This window comes from Candidatus Hepatincolaceae symbiont of Strigamia maritima, from assembly GCF_055505085.1.
This window is the reverse complement of the sequence record NZ_DBKDTU010000079.1, coordinates 1-2,779: the sequence shown is the minus strand read 5'-3', so window position 1 is coordinate 2,779 and position 2,779 is coordinate 1. Positions and strand designations below refer to the sequence as shown.

General features: G+C 28.9%; 3 protein-coding genes. All 3 read right to left on the bottom strand.

The genetic code is table 11. The features are described from left to right. The coding region (locus ACQCX0_RS01970) for a glycosyltransferase (protein WP_462562478.1) at positions 1-619 on the bottom strand (619 nt) is incomplete at its 3' end. Between the two features lie 69 nt (positions 620-688). Next, entirely contained in the window at positions 689-1,501 is an 813-nt protein-coding gene (locus ACQCX0_RS01965; protein WP_462562477.1) for a sugar phosphate isomerase/epimerase family protein, read from the bottom strand. A gap of 6 nt (positions 1,502-1,507) precedes the next feature. Next, entirely contained in the window at positions 1,508-2,431 is a 924-nt protein-coding gene (locus tag ACQCX0_RS01960) for a Rossmann-fold NAD(P)-binding domain-containing protein (RefSeq protein WP_462562476.1), read from the bottom strand. Positions 2,432-2,779: the final 348 nt, after the last annotated feature.

Genomic DNA, 2,779 nt, shown 5'->3' with positions numbered 1-2,779 from the left:
AAATATTAATTCTTTTATCTAATAAAAACTTTCTAGAATATCCGGTATAGCCATTGGAAGTATCAGTAAACCATTTACCTGCAAGCAAAGAAATATAAGGTGAGTAAATAATTCTAATACTAATAGTACGTATAATTGGAGTATTGAAAGCTCCCCCACCAGATAGATATCTAGATCCCTTTACAAAATCGTAACCGGCTTGTAATTTTTCTATAAAATTAGGAATTGCCTCAATATTATCTTTAGCATTACCATCTATAGTTATTACCCCTAAATAATCCTCTGCCAGAGCAAAAGCATACCCCATTCTAAGTTGAGTTCCTAATTTACCGATATCTTTTTTCACTAAAAAAGCTCTTACTCCTAAGGGTTGTAATTTTTCTTTGGAAATACTATAATCACTACTACCTCCATCAAAAATTAAAATATCAGCTAATTTATCAATTCCTAGGTTTTGCATGAATTTTAATTGTGTTAAAATTCTTTCCCCTTCATTAATTACCGGAATACACACACAATAAGAGCTACTTTTCTCTTTTAAAATATTGACAGAGTGTTTAGGTAACACCATATCTTGGGAAGTTAATTCTTTATATGTGGATTGATTTATTTGCTTCAAATATATACTCCGAATTTATAGGTTAATTTTAAGGTAGGTTGAGGACGTTATGGTGTTAAATAAGGATACTTACAAATACACTGATTGGGCAAACTCCAAAGATTTCTTTATAGTTTTATAATTATTATTTCTTTGTGCCCTCATTTCTATAGAAATATATTCTTGGTAATTTTTTTCTCTAAGTAGTGTGGCAAGAATTGTATATTTCTGAGTATAGGTATGTGGTACCGTGTTAAGTAAAGGTTCACTAATATGAAGATGCCTAATATAGGGGTATGCAAGTGTAAGGGTTTCCTTATAATCTTCATAATTCATAGTTGCTGCTCCTAAATCATAATTAAGGACAAAATTGGGATGCTTGACTAATTCTATTAAATTTACTGCCTCCATAGTATTTAGAATATAATCACCCCCATAAAAATTAGGATTAGGTTCAAGTAAAATAAAAATATTATATTCTTTAGCATAAGTTGCTAATTCAAAAAAAACGCTGGTTGCAATAGTATCTGCCTCAGTTTTAGATAATGCTCCTTTAATTCTAGTTTTAGGAGCCCCATAAACTATATTCTTGGCACCGCTTACTGTGGCAAAATTAATAACTTTTTTAAACTTTTTAATAAATTCTTTTCTATTTGTATTACTTGTAAAGAGTTCAATATCTTGATTCCCGAAAAATATAGCCTGCAAAGTATTAATAGTTATAGAATATTTAGCTAATAAGGTTTTTAGCTCTATAATCTCTTTTAAGGGAGCAGAGTAAGGATTTTTGAAAAACTGTGTAGGGGCAATTTCTATAGATTTAATACTTTTACTCATTAATAGTTCTAAGATAGTGATTAATTCTTTGGGGTTCCAAGCAATACTAGATATAGAAAGTAGCATATTTTATTATTTAACTTTATTATGTTGTAGATAAAAATCTTTAAGATCTTTTAAAATGTCTGCTTTGTGATAGGTATATGGAGTATTATTTGTAGAATATTTACTATAAATATCATATTTAAGTGGTGGAATTGCTAATTTATTCACAAAATCGATACCGTCTAATTCTTTTGCTAATTCTTTTGCGGAAATCGGAGGAGAAGTTAAATTAATTATAGAAATTTTCTTAGTAAGGGCTCTAGTGATATCTTTCCATAGGTTTGCCAGATTGTAAAATTGGAAACAACTATCACTATGAGTAAAATTTAGGCTACTAAAATTTATAGAACTTAAATAATTAGAGAGCTCAACTTTTAAATCCGAAGGTAAGTGCTGTTTTAGGGTATAAATTTGGTGATTAGAATTAAAGCAATAAGCAGTATCAAGTAATTCCTTATTAGGCAAGCTCAGATATTTATCAGCAAAAATTATGGATGGTATTTTGTTGATAAGATCAAAGAGAAAATTTTTTTTAAGCCCATTCCCAAATAATGCAGGCAACCGTACAATTAAGAAATTGTTAAAATTTTCATTAACAAATTCTTCTGCTAAAAATCTATGTTTGCCATAGAAAGATAAAATTTCTTTATTAATTTTTGTATCTTCGTCTACTCCTAAGGTGTATGGGTATACATCAATTGTGGAGATTAAAACTAGCTGCTTAGTTTTTACCGATTTAAGAGCATTTAGTAAGTTTAATATATTTTCTAAATCTTGTTTGGGATTCTTATTAGCTAAAAACTTTTCTGCTTTAATACCTGCACAAACTACTAGATTATATTCCTGCTCTTTAATTTTCGAGAGATTCTTAGTATTATATAATTTATTAAAGGTAGTTTGATTAGCTAGATTTTGTCCTACAAACCCTGTATAACCAATAAGTGCAATCATATAATTTCCTATAATATTTACTAACATTGAGTGAGTAGGAGTAGTAATTTTTTAGAAACGTACTAAAGAGTATAAACTTAACCTAAAACTTTCTATTAAATTCTACACTAAATATCCCACTAAGTATCAGACTCTACGGCAAGCTTCTTAATAGACTTATACTTTTATAATTTACTTTGCTAAAAGTATAACAGGCATTAGTCATAGTTACAAGCGTTTATTCTGCAAATCTTTTATTCTTCACATTTTATATAATGATTTATAATATATGCTTGCAACTCAGAGTTCTTTCTAACTATAATAAATTAGGAGATCGGAAGAGCGTCGTGTAGGGAAAGAGTGTAGATC